Raw genomic sequence first — 15,244 nt, 5'->3', positions numbered from 1 at the left:
GGGCGGGTGCCGCTCCCTCGTTCCTCGCTCGCGACCCCCACCCTCCGCTGCATCTCGGCTGCGCCGCGCAGCGAACCGCAATAGATCGGCAAAGCATTGGCCGCCCGTGCCTCGACGGTGGCGCACAGGGTGTCCACGAAGGCGGTGTTGCCCGACAGCTCGTGCGCCCGGTAGAAGAGCACCGCGACCGTGGGGCGGCCGGGGTCGTGGGCGTACGTGCCGTGCACGCCGAACTGCGGCATGGCGCGCGGCGCTTCGAAGCCCTCGCCGCTCATCAGCACCGTGTCGGACAGGAAGCGCGCCAGCTCGGCGAGATTCGCCGGGCCGCCCTCCACGAGGTAGCGCAGCGCCTCGGCGACCACGCCCGCCGGGACCGTCGACAGGGCCATCAACTCGGCGTCCGGGACGCTCTCGCCGCCCAGCAGCACCGACGGCACCCCGGACGCGGCGATCACCGCCAGGCCCTCCTCCCACGCCCGGCGGCCGCCGAGCAGCCGCACCACGGCCAGGTCGGCGCCCGCCAGCAGCCCCGGCAGGTCGTCCCGGGGGTCCACCCGGGACGGGTTGCCGAGGCGGTACGCCGCCCCGTCCGGGTGGGCGGCCGCCGCGGCACGGGCGGCTAGCAGGTCGGTGTCGGCGGTGGACAGCAGCAGAACGGTGGTCATGGTGCCCCCGGTGGGACGAAGGGGAGTCCGGCGGGTGCGCCGTCCTCGATGAGCCGCAGCAGCGCGGTGGTGTCCAGGTGCTCTTCGACCAGGTCGCCGAGCCGGTCGAGTTGGGCTTCCCGCAGCGCTCCGAAGTCGGTGCCGGGCGCCGGTACGAAGCGGCGGCCCGCCGCCGCGGCGACCCGGCTCAGGAAGGCGCGGCGGAAGCCGTCGCTCTCCAGGGAGCCGTGCCAGTGGGTGCCCCACACCGCGCCGACCCGGCAGCCGTCGAGGAATTCCTCGTCGCCGCCCAGCACTTCGGCGACCCCGTGGTGGATCTCGTAGCCCTCGACCCGCTCGCCGTAGGCCCGACCCGCGGGCCGGGCCAGCGTCTTGGCGGCGGCGAAGCGGATACGGGCGGGCAGCAGGCCGAGGCCCGGCACCGTACCGGCCCTCGACTCGACGTCGTCCTCGATGCGTTCGGCCAGGATCTGGAAGCCGCCGCAGATGCCGAGCACCGGGCGTCCCTGCGCCGCCCGGCGCTGCACCGCGGCCGCCAGGCCACCGGCCCGCAGCCACTCCAGCGCCCTGACCGTGCCGCGGGTGCCGGGCAGCACCACCAGGTCGGCGTCGGCGACGTCCTCGGGGCGGTCGGTGAAGCGGACGGCGACGCCGGGCTCCGCGGCGAGGGCGTCCAGGTCGGTGAAGTTCGACATCAGCGGCAGCGCGACGACGGCCACCCGCAGCACGTCCTCGCCGTACGGCTGCCCGGCCTGCGACTCCCGCACCCGCAGGCCGTCCTCCTCGTCGATGCCGAGGCCGCGGGCGTACGGCAGCACGCCCAGGGTGGGCCGGCCGGTGAGCCCGAGCAGCATGTCGAGGCCGGGTTCGAGCAGGGTGACGTCGCCGCGGAATTTGTTGACCACGTAGCCCGCGACCAGCGCCTGGTCCTCGGGGGCGAGCAGGGCGGTCGTGCCGAAGAAGGAGGCGAAGACGCCGCCGCGGTCGATGTCGCCGACGACGAGGGCGGGGATTCCCGCGCGGCGTGCCAGGCCCATGTTGACGATGTCCGTGCGGCGCAGGTTGATCTCGGCGGGGCTTCCGGCGCCCTCGCAGATCACCGCGTCGTACGAACGCCCCAGCTGTTCCAGGCAGTCCACGACCACGTCCAGCAACTCGCCCTGCGCGCCGCCGTGCCCGTGGTAGCTGCGGGCCGACATCTCGCCGACCGCCTTGCCCAGCAGCACGACCTGGCTGCTGCGGTCGCTCCCCGGCTTGAGCAGCACCGGATTCATCAGCGCCGACGGCTCCACACGGGCCGCCTGTGCCTGCATGGCCTGCGCCCGGCCGATCTCGGCGCCGTCGCGGGTGACGAAGGAGTTGAGCGACATGTTCTGCCCCTTGAACGGGGCGACCCGCACGCCACGGCGCACCAGGAACCGGCACACCCCGGCGGTGACGACGCTCTTGCCGGCGTCCGAGGCGGTGCCGGCGATCATCAGCCCGCGCATGGGGGTGTCACCCCCCGTGCGGCGCCGGCCGACCGCGCTCGGCCGGGCACCACCCGGAACAGCGGGCCGAGGGGCAGCAGGCCGGGGAGCACGGTCAGCGCCAGCGCCAGGGCGGAGACGCGCCGGGAGAGGGCGATCGCGCGCGGGATGTCGGCCGGGGTCGGGGCGGGGAAGGCAGGGCCCAGGACGGGGCGGTGTTCGGTGCGGCCCGCGTAGGAGAGGGTGCCGCCGAGGCGCAGGCGGAGGGCGCCGGCGAAGGCGGCCTCGACGGGTCCCGCGTTCGGGCTCGGGTGGGCGGGGGCGTCGCGGCGCCAGGTGCGCAGGCCGTCCAGCGGGTGGGGGGAGGCCAGCGCCGCGAGCGCCGCGGTGAGGCGGGCGCCGGGCCAGCCCGCGACGTCGTCGAGCCGGGCCGCGGCCCACCCGAAGCGCAGGTGGCGCGGCGAGCGGTGCCCGACCATCGCGTCGAGCGTGTTGACCGCGCGGAAGCCCGCGAGCCCAGGCAGCCCGCCCAGCGCGCCCCACACGAGGGCGCCGACCACCGCGTCGGAGGTGTTCTCGGCGACCGACTCCACGACGGCCCTGGCGATGGCGTCGGCGTCCAGGTGCTGCGGGTCCCGCCCGCACAGGTGCGGCAGCCGCGCCCTGGCCGCCTCGACGTCCCCGGCGTCCAGCGCGGCCGCGACGGCCCGCGCCTCCCTGGCCAGCGAGGTGCCGCCGAGCACCGACCAGGTGCAGGCCGCGGTCAGCCCGGCCGACAGCGCGGCGCGGGGCCGTACCGCCCGCCCGGCGAGGGCCGCGGCACCCGTCGCGGCACCGGCGCACAGCGCCGCGTACACCGTGCCGCTGAACCGGTCGTCCCGCCACATCCGGCGCTCCAGCGCCCCCGCCGCGCGCCCGAAGGCCGCGACCGGATGGCCGCGGCGCGGGTCGCCCGCGACGAGATCGCCGAGAAAGCCGAGCGCGGCGCCGTACGCGTATACGCGATCGGCACGCATCAGCTCAGACCGCCGTCACCCTCCGAGGGGACGGTGGACAGGAACACGTGCCGGGAGGTCGGGCGGTGGCGCCGGGCATGGCAGCAGTCCTCACTCAGGGTCCGCGCCCTGGTTCGACGTGACCGGCGGTGAGAGTCTCCTGGCTCCCGGATCTACGCACTCCCGGTCTTCCAACCGGCGGGGCCGGCCGTGACGTACGGGTTGGGAGTGCACTCCCCGGTGACAGTGGCGGGACCGCGCCGGATTCGCACCGGACTTCCTCTCCTGCCGCCGTATGGCATCCGCAGTCCACCACGTGCGGGTGGGCCCGTCAACCGGCCCTTGACCAGGGGCGACGGAGTGTGGTGAGGTCCACACCCCGCCGCGGGGCCGGGCTACTTGGCGACGATCAGCCAGATGCCCCAGGCGACGGCGGCCGCGCACGCGGCGAAGCAGACGTACGCCCCGCCGCGCGCGGCGGCCGCGGCCGGCCGGGCCAGGCCGACGACGCCGAGGGTGAAGACGCCGACCAGGCCGACGGTGGACAGCAGCGTGACGGCCAGGACCGTGCCGAGGGCGTGCCAGTCGATGCTCATGCGGGACTCCTCCGGGAGGTCAGGCGGTCGGGGCCGGGGTCGTGCCCGGGACGCCGACCGGCGGCGGGATGACCGCGGCGATGGCCGCGGTGACCGCGCCCTGCGGCTCGGTGGCGGTGGCGTCGGCCGCCGCGGGCTCGTCGTTGACGTTGGTGTGGGTGATCGGCTTGCGGCGGGCCGCGGTGCGGATCGCGGCGCAGATCGCCAGGCCGGCGACGGCGACCGTGACCACGCCCCAGGTGCCCTGGTCGGTCAGCAGCGCGGCACCGGCGGCGACCAGGCCCGCGGCGGGCAGCGTCAGCCCCCATGCGGCGACCATCCGCCCCGCGGTGCTCCAGCGCACGACCGCGCCCTTGCGGCCGAGCCCGGCGCCCATCACCGAGCCGGAGCACACCTGGGTGGTGGACAGCGCGAAGCCGAGGTGGGAGGAGGCCAGGATGGTCGCGGCGGCACCGGTCTGCGCCGCGAAGCCCTGCTGCGGCTGGATGTCGGTGAGGCCCTTGCCCATGGTGCGGATGATCCGCCAGCCGCCGATGTACGTACCCAGCGCGATGGCGGCGCCCGCGGAGACGATGACCCACAGCGGCGGGTCGGCGTGCGGGGCGACGACGCCGCCGGTGATCAGGGCGAGGGTGATGACGCCCATCGTCTTCTGCGCGTCGTTGGTGCCGTGGGCGAGCGAGACCAGGCCCGCGGAGGCGATCTGCCCGGCCCGGTAGCCCTTGGCGGTGGCGGCGGGGTCGGCGTTGCGGCCGAGGCGGTAGCTCAGCCGGGTGGCCAGTGTCGAGGCCAGGCCCGCCACGATCGGCGCGGCGAGCGCCGGGATGAGGACCTTCATCACGACCGCCTCACCGTGCACCCCGTGCCGTCCGACCGCGACGAGCGTGGCGCCGATCAGGCCGCCGAACAGCGCGTGCGAGGAGCTGGAGGGCAGCCCGGCCAGCCAGGTCAGCATGTTCCAGACGATCGCGCCGACCAGCGCGGCGAAGATCATCTCGGGTTTGACGCCGGCTGATTCGTCGATGATGCCGCCGGAGATCGTCTTGGCGACCGCCACGGACAGGAAGGCGCCGACGAGGTTGAGTACGGCGGCCATGGCCACCGCCGTCTTGGGTTTGAGCGCACCGGTGGAGATGGTGGTGGCCATCGCGTTGGCGGTGTCGTGGAAACCGTTCGTGAAGTCGAACACGAGTGCGGTGGCGATGACGATTCCGATCAGGAGCGTCATGTGTTCCATGGACCCAGGCAATCGTTCGATCGGGTAGTGGCGAGCCGACCGTACGGATCATTGGTGAACGGGAGGTGAACTGGCAGCGGACTCGCGGTGCCAACGTGACGTGCTCGTGAACACAGCGGCAACGACGACCCTTCTGCGGCCCGGAATCCGGGCGCTCCGGGCGGCCGGAAGTGCCGTATGTCTCAGTTGCCGCGGTTCGGCCCGATCCGTGCGGTTGTCGCGGCGCCCGCGCCACACCGCCCGCGCCACACCGCCCGCGCCGCGGCGCCCGCCCGAAGCGCCGCCGCCGCAGTGCCGCCGCCTCAGTGCCGCCCGGACAGCCGGTCGGCATACCGCGCCACCGGGTCGGTCGCCGCGCTCCGCCCCGCCAGCTCGCGCCGGTCGGCGCCCCGGTAGGCCGCGTACATCCCGCGCACCCCCGCCCAGCGCAGCGGCTCCGGCTCCCAGCGGCGCACCTGGTGACCCACCCACGGCAGCGCCGTCAGCTCGGTGCCATGGCCCTGGCCCGAGTCCTGCTGCACCAGGTCCCGCAGCGTGCGGGCGGCCAGATTCGAGGTCGCCACCCCGCTGCCGACGTAGCCGCCCGCCCAGCCCAGGCCCGTCGTACGGTCCAGCTGCACGCTCGCGCACCAGTCGCGCGGCACCCCCAGCACCCCCGACCAGGCGTGCTCGACCGCGACCCCGGCGGTCGCGGGGAAGAGCCGCACCAGCACCTCGCGCAGCGCGGCCACCGTACGCTCCGAGGTCCGCCCGTCGTTGTCGGTGCGCGAACCGAAGCGGTACGGCACTCCCCGTCCGCCCAGCGCGATCCGGCCATCGGCGGTGCGCTGCGCGTAGATGTACGCGTGCGCCAGATCGCCCAGCGTCTCGCCGCCCTCCCAGCCGATCGTCTCCCACATCCGCGCCGACAGCGGCTCGGTGACGATCATCGAGGAGTTCATCGGCAGCCACGTCCTGCGCTGCCCCTTCACCGACGCGGTGAAGCCCTCGGTGCAGCGCAGCACGTACGGCGCGCGCACGGTGCCGTACGGGGTGACCGCGTGCTTGGGGCGGATCTCGGTCACCGCCGTCGACTCGTGGACGGTGACCCCGAGCCGCTCGACCGCCGCGGCCAGCCCCTGGAGCAGCTTCACCGGGTGCACCCGGGCGCCGTGGGGCGTCCAGCTCGCCCCGACGGTGCCAGCCGCCCTGATCCGCCGCGCCGACTCCGCCGCTCCCAGCAGCACCCGGTCCTTCTCGCCGAAGGCCGTCTCCCGCTCGTGGTACGCCCGCAGCCGCGCCAACTGCGCCGGTGAGTAGGCCACTTCCAGCACCCCGCCCTGCTGGATGTCCGCGTCGATGCCCTCGGCCGCGGCGACCCGCACCACCTCGTCCACGGTGGCGTTCATCGCCTGCTGCAGGGCGACCGCCGCGTCGTGGCCGTGCAACTTGGCGTAGCGGTCGCGGCCCGCGATGCCGTTGTAGAGCCAGCCGCCGTTGCGCCCGGAAGCGCCGTAACCGCAGAATTTCGCCTCCAGCACGGTGATCCGCAGGAAGGGCACTGCCTGCTTGAGGTAGTACGCCGTCCACAGCCCCGTGTAGCCGCCGCCGACGATCACGACGTCGGCCTCCGCGTCACCGGGCAGCGGCTCGCGCGGCAGCGGTATGCCCGTGCCTGCGTACCAGAACGAGATTCCGCCGTTGACGGTGGCCATAATGCACCTGCAATCGCTGTGGAGCCCGGTGATGTGCGGGGACGCTACTGCGCTCCCGGCGGCCACGGCAACGCCTGATCGGTAACGGAGGCCGTCGTGCCGGACGCAGTCGAGAAAGCCTGGTCGGACGTGGTCGACACGGCCCGCCGCACCGTCGCCGACGGCCTCGTCGTCGGCACGTCGGGCAACGTGTCGGCGCGGGTCGGCGAACTGGTCGTCGTGACGCCCACCGCGGTGCCCTACGACCGGCTGCGCCCCCGGGACCTGGTCGCCGTCGACCTCGAAGGCCGCCAGGTGCGCGGGGAGCTGCGGCCCACCAGCGAACTGCCGCTGCACCTGGCGGTCTACGGCGGGACCGCAGCGCGGGCGATCGTCCACACGCACGCGCCGCACGCGACGGCGGTCTCCACCCTGGTGGACGAGCTGCCGCCGGTCCACTACGTCACCGCCGCCCTCGGCGGGCCGGTCCGCGTCGCCCCCTACGCGCTCTACGGCACCCCCGAGCTGGCTGCCTCCGCCCTGGCCGCCCTCGCCGACCGCACCGCGTGCATCCTGGCCAACCACGGGACGCTGGCGTACGGCTCCTCGCTCGACGCCGCCTACGACAGCACGGCCCAGCTCGAATGGATGAGCCGCGTGTGGCTCCTCGCCACCGCCTCCGGCAGCCCGCGCCTGCTCACCCCCGCCGACCTCGCCGCGGCGTCGGCCCGCTTCACGACCTACGGGCAGCCGCGCTCCTGACGGCCCGTGTGCAGCGTTCCCGGCCGCGCGTCGCGCACCCCGGGGAGCGCGGCACGGCATGCCCGCGGGGCGCAGGGGTATCCGGGAGCGTAGGAGTGGCCGGGAGCGAAGAGGTCGGTGAGACTGGTGGGGATGCGACTACGAACCGCCGTGGCGACAGCCACCGCCGCCCTGGGTGCCGGCACCGCCGCCTTCGTGGCGGTCGGCCGGTACGGCTCGCGTTTCGCCCTCAGGCCGTCCGCCCAGGACCCGGCGCCGGAGGGCGCGGTGACCGTGCACACGGTCACGCGGGACCGGGTCGTCCTCACCCGCACCGCCGCCTCCGCGCGCCGCGGGACGTACGGCCTGGCGGCCGACGGACTGCACGCGATCGCCGGCGACGTGGTCGACGGCACCGCCTACTCCGTGACCAGGAAGCTGCTCGCTGTACCGCACGGCTCGCTGCAACCGGGCGTCCCGGTCCGGCTGACCCCGCAGGTGCACTACGGGAATCCGCGGATCGCGCTGGGTCTGGACTACACCGAGGTGGACGTGCCGGGCGAGCTGGGCCCGCTGCCCGGCTGGTATCTGCCGGGCGCCCGCGCCACCTGGGTGATCAGCGTGCACGGCCTGGGCGCGACCCGCGCGCACGCGATGAACGTACTGCCCGCCCTGCACCACCACCGCTTCACCCAGCTGGTCCTGGGCTACCGCGGCGACCCCGAGGCCCCGCCGCCGCCCGGCGGCATCGGGCACCTGGGCCGTACCGAATGGCGCGACCTGGACGCGGCGATGCGCTACGCCGTGGAGTACGGCGCCCAGCGCATCGTGCTCTACGGCTGGTCCACCGGTGCGACCATGGCCCTGCACGCCCAGCGCCTGTCCACGGTCGGGGACCGCGTCCGCGGCCTCGTCCTGGACTCTCCGGTGCTCGACTGGCACGCCACGGTCGCCGCCGCCGCGCAATGGCACGGGCTGCCCGCCAACCTGGCACCGCTGGCCGTACGCGCGGCGGAGGGGCGTACGGAACCCCGCGGGCGGGCCGTCACCGCCCCGGCCGACCCGGCGCCGCCCACCGTGCCGACCCTGGTCTTCCACGGCCCCGACGACACACTCGCGCCCTGGGACCGGTCCCGCGAACTCGCCGCCCGCCTCCCGGATCTGGTGGTCCTGCACACCGTGCGCGGCGCCCAGCACGGGGCGATGTGGAATGCCGACCCGGCCGGTTACGAGGAGACCCTGCGCCGCTTCCTGACCCCGCTCATGTGAGCGCGGAACGCGGGAAAGTACGGCCGATTGGGAATCTGGGCGCACAACGGAGAGACTGCTCCAGTGACGTCCCGTAGCCCGCGAGACACTCCGCTCCGCCTCGTCCCCCGCCGGCCGCTCACCGCCGCCCGCAGGACCGCGACCACGCGCAGGCCCAGGCCGCCGCGGCCGCCGGAAGGCACCCCTCCGCTACCGGAACTCGCCCGGCTCGCCCGGGCCGAACTCGCCGCCGCCGTACGGCTCGCCCGCTGGGCGGGCACCGGCCCCGGCACGGCGGGGCCCACCGGCATACTGCCCGCCGACGCACTCACCCGGGCCGCGGCCGCCCTCGGCCTGACCCCAGGCCAGATCCGCACCGCCTGGGACCGGGCCAGGCTGTCGGGCCTGATCGAACTGCACGGCGGCACCGCCCGCCCCGGCTGGCGGCTGCGCGCCTGGGACACCGACGACACCGCGGTGCTGCGCGGCTGGGTCGCGCTCTTCGACGCCTGGTCACTCGCGCACCCCTTCCTGCCCGGCGACCGCAGCGGCCCCGACCCGGCGCTGGTCGCCGAAGTCGTCGAGGCGGCGCCGCAGTTGCTGTCCTTCCTGCATCTGTCGAACGGCCCGGTGCCGATCGACACGCTGCTCGACCTGCTCCGCCAGCGGGTCGCGGAACTGCGCACCGAACGCCACGAGCCGCCCGCCGACGGCGCCGGCGACCCGCTGCCGACGCTGCTCGACTGGACGCTGGAGGCCGCCGCGCGCGTGGGAGCGCTCCGACCCCGCGACCCGCAGCGGCCCGACGAGGTCGCGCTCACCGCGCTCGGCAGCTGGGCGGTGTGGGTCAAGCTGGAGCAGATCTGCGTTGCCGCGCAGGGTCCCGCCGGGCACATGGAGCAGTCCGCCGCCACCATGCTCCGCGCCTGCGCCCGCCTCTCACCCGGCCCCGCGCGGGCCGAATACCGCGCCTGGCTCGCCGCCCGGCCCGTCGCCCCCGCCGTCGCCGAACTCCTCGACACCGCCCGCGGCGACGACGCGCTGCTGCGCGGCCTGGCCTTCGAGGCGCTGCGGGTCGTCGGCGATCCGGCGGAGCCCGCGGTACGCGAGGTGGTCACCGAGCCGGTGCTGCGGCCGTACGCGGTGCTGTGGCTCGCCGAACTCGACGGCGACGACCCGGACACCGCGACCGGGCTCCTCACCCGGGAGGAGGCGACGTGGCTGTGGGTCGACACGGCGGCCGCGGTCGCGGACCACGGCGAGGACCATCTGCTCGTCAGCCACCTGGAGACCGCCGTCCAGGGCTCCGTGCCGGGCCTGCTCGAAGAGCTCCGCGACATCGGCCACCCCCGCACCGTCCAGGTCCTCGTGGCCCTCGCCGCCGCCCACCCCGACCCCATCCTGGCCAAGGCCATGCGCAAGGCCGCTTTCCAGGTCCACACCGGCGAGGCCTAGGGTCTGTCCGGCGGATCTTGGCGGATCAGCCTGCGGCGTCCGGTGCCGTACATCGCAAGGCGGAGAATCGTCCTCGTACCGGGTCGTACAAGGATGATTCGACAACGCAGCGAGGTGCGGTGCCGGGCGTCGCAGGCCCGCCAAGATCCGCCGGACAGGCCCTAACCCCTGCGGGGTGGCCAGGTGATTGCCCCTTGCGGTGCGTTGCTTTCCTTCCCGCCTTCTCGGCGGGGCGCGCAGTTCCCCGCGCCCCTTTTTGGGCCTGCGTCCACTTACGCCCGGCGTTGGCCCCTGCCAAGGGGCTCGACCTTGCGCAGGAGGGCACGCGTTTTTCAGGGCCGCGGGGAACTGCGCGACCGGCCACAGCGGACCGCGGGGCCGGGACGGGGGCGCGCCCGCCCCGGGTGGGGGCGGGGGCCCGCGGGGGCCGAGGCAGTCGGATGGGGCCAGTAGACTGGCCCCATGGTTGCTCTGCTCCTCGATTAGCTCTGGCGGAACGCCCGCGACACGCCCACCCGGCCGTGAGGCCATCCGTTACGCCATGGAGCCAACCCCGTGATCACTGCCACCGGCCTGGAGCTGCGCGCCGGCGCCCGCGTCCTCATCGAATCCGCGTCCTTCCGCGTCGCCAAGGGCGACCGCATCGGCCTGGTCGGCCGCAACGGCGCGGGCAAGACCACCTTGACCAAGGTGCTGGCCGGGGAGGGCCAGCCCGCCGCGGGCAGCGTGACGCGCTCCGGGGAGGTCGGGTACCTGCCGCAGGACCCGCGCACCGGCGATCTGGACATGCTGGCCAGCGACCGCATCCTGGGCGCCCGCGACCTCGACACCGTGCTGCGCAAGATGCGCGAGAACGAGGAGCGGATGGCGAACGGAAAGGGCGCCACCCGCGACAACGCGATGAAGAAATACGCCCGCCTGGAGACGGAATTCCTCACCAAGGGCGGTTATGCCGCCGAGGCGGAGGCGGCCACGATCGCCGCGGCGCTCGGCCTGCCCGACCGTATCCTCGGCCAGCAGCTGCACACCCTGTCCGGCGGCCAGCGGCGCCGAGTCGAGCTGGCCAGGATCCTGTTCTCGGACGCGGACACCCTGCTGCTCGACGAGCCGACGAACCACCTGGACGCGGACTCGATCAGCTGGCTGCGCGACTACCTGAGGACGTATCGCGGCGGATTCATCGTCATCTCCCACGATGTGAACCTGATCGAGACGGTCGTCAACAAGGTCTTCTATCTCGACGCCAACCGCTCGCAGATCGACGTCTACAACATGGGCTGGAAGCTGTACCAGCAGCAGCGCGAAGCCGATGAGAAGCGCCGCAGGCGGGAACGCGCGAATGCGGAGAAGAAAGCCGCCGCGCTCAATTTGCAGGCCGACAAGATGCGCGCGAAGGCCACCAAAACCGTGGCGGCGCAGAACATGGCGCGGCGGGCCGACAAGCTGCTCGCCGGTCTCGACGCGGTGCGGGTCTCGGACAAGGTCGCGAAGCTGCGCTTCCCGGACCCGGCGCCGTGCGGCAAGACGCCGCTGATGGCCAGCGGCCTTTCCAAGTCGTACGGGTCGCTGGAGATCTTCACCGACGTGGACCTGGCGATCGACCGCGGCTCGCGGGTGGTCATCCTGGGGCTGAACGGTGCGGGCAAGACCACGCTGCTGCGGCTGCTCGCCGGGGTGGAGACCCCCGACACCGGCGAGGTGACGCCGGGGCACGGGCTGAAGCTCGGCTATTACGCGCAGGAGCACGAGACGCTCGACCCGGAGCGCACGGTGCTGGAGAACATGCGTTCCTCGGCGCCGGACACCGACCTGGTGGAGATCCGCAAGATCCTCGGCTCCTTCCTCTTCTCCGGCGACGACGTCGACAAGCCGGCCGGTGTGCTGTCCGGCGGCGAGAAGACCCGGCTGGCGCTGGCCTCGCTGGTCGTCTCCAGCGCCAACGTGCTGCTGCTCGACGAGCCCACCAACAACCTCGACCCGGCCAGCCGGGAGGAGATCCTGGGCGCCCTGCACACCTTCAGCGGCGCGGTGGTGCTGGTCACCCACGACGAGGGCGCGGTGGAGGCGCTGCAGCCCGAGCGGATCATCCTGCTGCCCGACGGTGTCGAGGACCTGTGGGGCCAGGACTACGCGGACCTGGTGGCCCTGGCCTGACCGGCCACGGCGCCGCCGACCTGGAAGGACGCCGGGTGATCATGTGGATTCGATCATTCGGCCCACCGCGGGTCCGTCATCTGTGTGAGTCGGGCTGGTACCGCCCGGTCGGCGTCGCCCGCGTGGCGGCAGTGTCTGGTGATCAGTGGTGTGACGTCGGCAAACACCTTACCGATGGCCGCTGACCTGCTGGTATCGCGCGGGCTCCGTTCCCGGTCCGGAATTCGGCGGCGGAGATTTCCCGCCGGGACCCGTTCTTCGCCTCGTATCGCGGCATTCATGTTGCGAATGTCCGGTGACGGACCTTGTCGAATGGGTGGCCAGGAAGGCGCTTAGGGGTGATCATGAGAGTCCATAGCGCACTTCCCTGGAGGAGGCACGGGTGGCCGAGACTCTGAAGAAGGGCAGCCGGGTGACCGGCGCCGCGCGCGAGAAGCTCGCGGCGGACCTGAAGAAGAAGTACGACTCCGGAGCGAGCATCCGGGCACTGGCCGAGGAGACCGGCCGGTCCTATGGATTCGTGCACCGGATGCTCAGCGAGTCCGGCGTGACCCTGCGCGGACGCGGCGGGGCGACCAGGGGCAAGAAGGCGGTCACGGCCTGAGCCGGCCCTGACGCCCGAATGCCCACGGGCGGGCATCTCCCGCACCCAGCGGGCCGGCGGGCCGAACGGATGGTTACTCTTCGGTAGTAACCAAGTCCGCGGTCCGCTCGGAGGTGCCCGATGCCCGATGACACGATCCTGCCCCACGACGACAAGATCCTGCTCGAACGCGACGGAGTCCGGCTCGTCCTGGACGGCACCGGCACCGTCGCCACCATCACCTTGTGCAACCCGGCCAAGCGCAACGTGCAGTCGCCCGCCTTGTGGGAGGCGCTGATCGAGGCGGGCCGACTGCTGCCGGGGCAGGTACGGGTCGCGGTGCTGCGCGCCGAGGGCCCGTCCTTCTCCGCCGGTCTCGACCGGCAGGCGTTCACACCCGAGGGCTTCGACGGCGGTCCGTCGTTCCTGGAACTCGGGCGCGGTTCCGAGGCCGACCTCGACGCGACCATCGCCACGTACCAGCAGGCCTTCACCTGGTGGCGGCGCACCGACCTGATCACGGTCGCTGCCGTCCAGGGGCATGCCATCGGGGCCGGCTTCCAGCTCGCGCTGGCCTGCGACCTGCGGGTGTGCGCGGACGACGTGCAGTTCGCCATGCGCGAGACCGGTCTCGGGCTCGTCCCCGACCTGACCGGCACCAAGCCGCTGGCCGAGCTGGTCGGATACAGCCGCGCGCTGGAGATCTGCGTCACCGGCCGCTACGTGCAGGCCGAGGAGGCCGAGCGCACCGGCCTGGCCAACCTGGTCGTGCCCGCCGCCGACCTGGACGCCGCCGTCGCCGACCTGGCCGCCGCCCTCCTGGCCCCGCCGCGCGACGCCGTCAACGAGACCAAGGCGCTGCTGCGTACCGCCCTGTCCCACACCGAGTCCGAGCAGTTCGCGGCCGAGCGCGCCGCCCAGACCCGCAGGCTGCGCAGCCTGGCCGGCGCGGCAGAGTAGCCCGACCCCCGGGCGCGGTGCGCGCTCAGTGGGTGTCGGTCACCACGACCGCCGTCGTCAGCGGCCCCGGGGCGCCCGCCGCCGCCACCGGGGAGATCGCGGCCGTCACCGCCCGGGCCACCACGTACGGCCGGTGGCCCGCCGCCACCGCGAACTGCAGCTGCACGCTGCGGCCCGCCGCCGTGGCCGCGCCCGCCGCGGTGTCGCGGACCCGGACGCCGCTGCCGAGGCCGGCCAGCCGCCGGGTCAGCCGCAGCACCCCGGGCACGGCCAGCGCGGCGGCCGCCACCAGGGCCGCCGGGGCGCCGGCGGCCGGGGCGTCGGCCAGCTCCCGCGCCGTGTCGCCGTCGTCCACCACCACGCCTTCGAGCACCGCGTCCACTGCCACCCCGCCGGCGAGCAGCCCGGTCACCTCCAGGTCGACCGAGTGGACGGGCACCCCGAGCCAGTCCTCGGCCGCCGCCCACAGCGCGGCCCGCAGCCGCTCCGCGGTACGCGGCAGCGTGTCGTCGAGCCCGGCCTCGAAGTCCGCGGTGATCCGCAGCGGCCGGTACGCCAGCGCGCCCACCGGCGCCCCGGCGTGCCGCTGCTCCGCCTCGGGCGCGTCCGCGTCCAGCGCCAGGGTGACCGACCCAAGCCGTACGCCGGTGACGCCGTCCGCGGCCCGCCGCAGGGCGCCGACGGCGGCGCTCTCGGTGATCCAGGCGGCGTCGGCGGCCGCGCCGAGCGGGAGCAGCCGCCCCAGGGCCACCTGTTCCCGCACGGTCCTGGCCAGTCGGTCCATGGTCACCAGGTTTCATCGCCTTCCGACGTGCCGACCACTCGGATGGGGGGGCGGCGGTCCCCACTGGGCGCATCCCCGCAGCGGTTCCGGGCATGCCCGTTTAGTGTGGTGCACGGAGCAGCCCAGACGAAGGGACGACTCGCGATGACGGACAGCGCGCAGCACAACCGGCCGGAGCCCGAGGGCTCGTCGATCACCGCCGACAGCGGCAGGACGCTCGACAAGGGCACCGCGGGCTCGGGCCGCAAGGCGCTCGGCGATCCCGCGAGCCGCGGCCGCACCACGATCGCCGACGGCGTGGTCGAGAAGATCGCCGGACTCGCGGCCCGCGACGTCGTGGGCGTCCACGCGATGGGCACCGGACTGTCCCGCACGTTCGGTGCGGTCAGGGACCGGGTCCCCGGCAGCACCCGCTCGGTGACCCGCGGCGTCAAGGCCGAGGTGGGCGAGGTGCAGACGGCGCTCGACCTCGACATCGTCGTGGAGTACGGCGTGTCCATCGTCGAGGTCGCCCGCGCGGTGCGGGAGAACGTGATCGCGGCGGTCGAGCGGATGACCGGGCTCGAAGTGGTCGAGGTCAATGTCGCGGTCGGCGACGTGAAGTTGCCCGACGAGGACGATGACGACGACCGCGAGCAGCGGGTCCAATAGTGGGACCGGGGCGGCACACCGGCCCTGAGACGC

The 15,244-nt window shown here is 74.2% G+C and carries 14 protein-coding genes and 1 riboswitch; of the genes, 7 read left to right on the top strand and 7 right to left on the bottom strand.

What is annotated here, in order from left to right; all coding sequences use genetic code 11:
• From BUE44_RS11730 to BUE44_RS11705, 6 genes are all read right to left on the bottom strand, one after another.
• The coding region (locus BUE44_RS11730; RefSeq protein WP_200804401.1) for a cobaltochelatase subunit CobN at nt 1-665 on the bottom strand (665 nt) is incomplete at its 3' end.
• The gene (locus tag BUE44_RS11725) at nt 662-2,155 is read right to left on the bottom strand and encodes a cobyric acid synthase (protein WP_073497007.1); all 1,494 of its coding nucleotides are present in this window, start codon (nt 2,153-2,155) and stop codon (nt 662-664) included. The genes BUE44_RS11725 and BUE44_RS11730, both read right to left, overlap by 4 nt.
• Nucleotides 2,143-3,150: a cobalamin biosynthesis protein gene (locus BUE44_RS11720; RefSeq protein WP_073497005.1), complete on the bottom strand. Its 1,008-nt coding sequence runs from the start codon at nt 3,148-3,150 to the stop codon at nt 2,143-2,145. The genes BUE44_RS11725 and BUE44_RS11720 overlap by 13 nt, the downstream gene beginning before the upstream one ends.
• Nucleotides 3,151-3,282: 132 nt before the next feature.
• Nucleotides 3,283-3,412, bottom strand: a riboswitch (cobalamin riboswitch).
• A 112-nt stretch (nt 3,413-3,524) separates the two neighbouring features.
• Nucleotides 3,525-3,725 (bottom strand): hypothetical protein, encoded by a 201-nt coding sequence (locus BUE44_RS11715; RefSeq protein WP_073497003.1) that lies wholly within the window; start codon nt 3,723-3,725, stop codon nt 3,525-3,527.
• Nucleotides 3,726-3,744: 19 nt separating this feature from the next.
• Nucleotides 3,745-4,962, bottom strand: a complete 1,218-nt coding sequence (locus BUE44_RS11710) for an inorganic phosphate transporter (RefSeq protein ID WP_073497001.1) — start codon at nt 4,960-4,962, stop codon at nt 3,745-3,747.
• A gap of 302 nt (nt 4,963-5,264) precedes the next feature.
• The gene (locus BUE44_RS11705) at nt 5,265-6,656 is read right to left on the bottom strand and encodes an NAD(P)/FAD-dependent oxidoreductase (RefSeq protein WP_073496999.1); all 1,392 of its coding nucleotides are present in this window, start codon (nt 6,654-6,656) and stop codon (nt 5,265-5,267) included.
• Between the two features lie 96 nt (nt 6,657-6,752).
• Between BUE44_RS11705 and BUE44_RS11700 the strand changes: the two genes are divergently transcribed.
• The 6 genes from BUE44_RS11700 to BUE44_RS11675 all read left to right on the top strand — a co-directional run bounded on the left by BUE44_RS11700 (nt 6,753) and on the right by BUE44_RS11675 (nt 13,776).
• On the top strand, nt 6,753-7,397 hold the full coding sequence (locus tag BUE44_RS11700) for a class II aldolase/adducin family protein (RefSeq protein ID WP_073496997.1): 645 nt from the start codon (nt 6,753-6,755) through the stop codon (nt 7,395-7,397).
• Nucleotides 7,398-7,529: 132 nt separating this feature from the next.
• Nucleotides 7,530-8,645 (top strand): alpha/beta hydrolase family protein, encoded by a 1,116-nt coding sequence (locus tag BUE44_RS11695; RefSeq protein ID WP_073496995.1) that lies wholly within the window; start codon nt 7,530-7,532, stop codon nt 8,643-8,645.
• A gap of 63 nt (nt 8,646-8,708) precedes the next feature.
• Nucleotides 8,709-10,079 (top strand): hypothetical protein, encoded by a 1,371-nt coding sequence (locus BUE44_RS11690; protein WP_073496993.1) that lies wholly within the window; start codon nt 8,709-8,711, stop codon nt 10,077-10,079.
• A gap of 555 nt (nt 10,080-10,634) precedes the next feature.
• Entirely contained in the window at nt 10,635-12,233 is a 1,599-nt protein-coding gene (locus BUE44_RS11685) for an ABC-F family ATP-binding cassette domain-containing protein (RefSeq protein WP_073496991.1), read from the top strand.
• Nucleotides 12,234-12,615: 382 nt separating this feature from the next.
• Nucleotides 12,616-12,837, top strand: coding sequence for a helix-turn-helix domain-containing protein (locus tag BUE44_RS11680; RefSeq protein WP_031522969.1), 222 nt, complete (start codon nt 12,616-12,618; stop codon nt 12,835-12,837).
• Between the two features lie 120 nt (nt 12,838-12,957).
• Nucleotides 12,958-13,776 carry an enoyl-CoA hydratase/isomerase family protein gene (locus BUE44_RS11675; RefSeq protein ID WP_073496987.1) on the top strand — a complete coding sequence of 273 codons (819 nt, stop codon included), beginning with the start codon at nt 12,958-12,960 and terminating at the stop codon, nt 13,774-13,776.
• 25 nt (nt 13,777-13,801) lie between these two features.
• Here the strand turns inward: BUE44_RS11675 and BUE44_RS11670 are convergent, their stop codons facing one another.
• Nucleotides 13,802-14,566 (bottom strand): nucleopolyhedrovirus P10 family protein, encoded by a 765-nt coding sequence (locus BUE44_RS11670; protein WP_200804400.1) that lies wholly within the window; start codon nt 14,564-14,566, stop codon nt 13,802-13,804.
• A gap of 138 nt (nt 14,567-14,704) precedes the next feature.
• Here BUE44_RS11670 and BUE44_RS11665 point away from each other — a divergent pair, with 138 nt between their 5' ends.
• On the top strand, nt 14,705-15,211 hold the full coding sequence (locus BUE44_RS11665; RefSeq protein WP_073496985.1) for an Asp23/Gls24 family envelope stress response protein: 507 nt from the start codon (nt 14,705-14,707) through the stop codon (nt 15,209-15,211).
• The last annotated feature ends 33 nt before the right edge of the window (nt 15,212-15,244 follow it).

Source organism: Actinacidiphila paucisporea (assembly GCF_900142575.1).
Taxonomy (GTDB): domain Bacteria; phylum Actinomycetota; class Actinomycetes; order Streptomycetales; family Streptomycetaceae; genus Actinacidiphila; species Actinacidiphila paucisporea.
Note: the sequence above shows the minus strand (reverse complement) of the source record. Positions and strands in the feature narration are given on the sequence as shown.

Excerpts from the sequence above, each read along its gene's own strand:
- BUE44_RS11725 (WP_073497007.1), bottom strand. The coding sequence starts at position 2,155 with ATGCGCGGGCTGATGATCGCCGGCACCGCCTCGGACGCCGGCAAGAGC.
- BUE44_RS11720 (WP_073497005.1), bottom strand. The coding sequence starts at position 3,150 with ATGCGTGCCGATCGCGTATACGCGTACGGCGCCGCGCTCGGCTTTCTC.
- BUE44_RS11715 (WP_073497003.1), bottom strand. The coding sequence starts at position 3,725 with ATGAGCATCGACTGGCACGCCCTCGGCACGGTCCTGGCCGTCACGCTG.
- BUE44_RS11710 (WP_073497001.1), bottom strand. The coding sequence starts at position 4,962 with ATGGAACACATGACGCTCCTGATCGGAATCGTCATCGCCACCGCACTC.
- BUE44_RS11705 (WP_073496999.1), bottom strand. The coding sequence starts at position 6,656 with ATGGCCACCGTCAACGGCGGAATCTCGTTCTGGTACGCAGGCACGGGC.
- BUE44_RS11695 (WP_073496995.1), top strand. The coding sequence starts at position 7,530 with ATGCGACTACGAACCGCCGTGGCGACAGCCACCGCCGCCCTGGGTGCC.
- BUE44_RS11675 (WP_073496987.1), top strand. The coding sequence starts at position 12,958 with ATGCCCGATGACACGATCCTGCCCCACGACGACAAGATCCTGCTCGAA.
- BUE44_RS11665 (WP_073496985.1), top strand. The coding sequence starts at position 14,705 with ATGACGGACAGCGCGCAGCACAACCGGCCGGAGCCCGAGGGCTCGTCG.